The following is a 995-nucleotide window of genomic DNA, read 5'->3' as shown; positions in this document are numbered from 1 at the left end:
AACCCATGTTATATTGCACAAGATAAAAATATATCATCATGAACAATAAAACTGTCTGCTTACATAAACAGTAATACAAGGGGTGTTATGAGCCATATTCAACGGGAAACGTCTTGCTCGAGGCCGCGATTAAATTCCAACCTGGATGCTGATTTATATGGGTATAGATGGGCTCGCGATAATGTCGGGCAATCAGGTGCGACAATCTATCGATTGTATGGGAAGCCCAATGCGCCAGAGTTGTTTCTGAAACATGGCAAAGGTAGCGTTGCCAATGATGTTACAGATGAGATGGTCAGACTAAACTGGCTGACGGCATTTATGCCTCTTCCGACCATCAAGCATTTTATCCGTACTCCTGATGATGCATGGTTACTCACCACTGCGATCCCCGGGAAAACAGCATTCCAGGTATTAGAAGAATATCCTGATTCAGGTGAAAATATTGTTGATGCGCTGGCAGTGTTCCTGCGCCGGTTGCATTCGATTCCTGTTTGTAATTGTCCTTTTAACAGCGATCGCGTATTTCGTCTCGCTCAGGCGCAATCACGAATGAATAACGGTTTGGTTGATGCTAGTGATTTTGATGACGAGCGTAATGGCTGGCCTGTTGAACAAGTCTGGAAAGAAATGCATAAGCTTTTGCCATTCTCACCGGATTCAGTCGTCACTCATGGTGATTTCTCACTTGATAACCTTATTTTTGACGAGGGGAAATTAATAGGTTGTATTGATGTTGGACGAGTCGGAATCGCAGACCGATACCAGGATCTTGCCATCCTATGGAACTGCCTCGGTGAGTTTTCTCCTTCATTACAGAAACGGCTTTTTCAAAAATATGGTATTGATAATCCTGATATGAATAAATTGCAGTTTCATTTGATGCTCGATGAGTTTTTCTGATAGTTAGTCTTTGTAGAGACACAAACCTGAAATTCCGGACACCGCGCTTCAGGACATCTCCCTGGACGCCGATATCTGGCAGTATCCGGACG

General features: G+C 43.6%; 1 protein-coding gene. It reads left to right on the top strand.

Annotated features, from left to right (window positions below; genetic code table 11):
- Positions 1-87 precede the first annotated feature (87 nt).
- A complete protein-coding gene (gene aph(3')-Ia / locus OP500_RS11185; protein WP_000018326.1) occupies positions 88-903 on the top strand; it encodes an aminoglycoside O-phosphotransferase APH(3')-Ia in 816 nt (271 codons plus the stop codon).
- Positions 904-995 lie beyond the last annotated feature (92 nt).

This window comes from Kingella sp. SNUBH-2017, from assembly GCF_028680565.1.
GTDB classification, from domain to species: domain Bacteria; phylum Pseudomonadota; class Gammaproteobacteria; order Burkholderiales; family Neisseriaceae; genus Kingella_D; species Kingella_D pumchi.
Note: the sequence above shows the minus strand (reverse complement) of the source record. Positions and strands in the feature narration are given on the sequence as shown.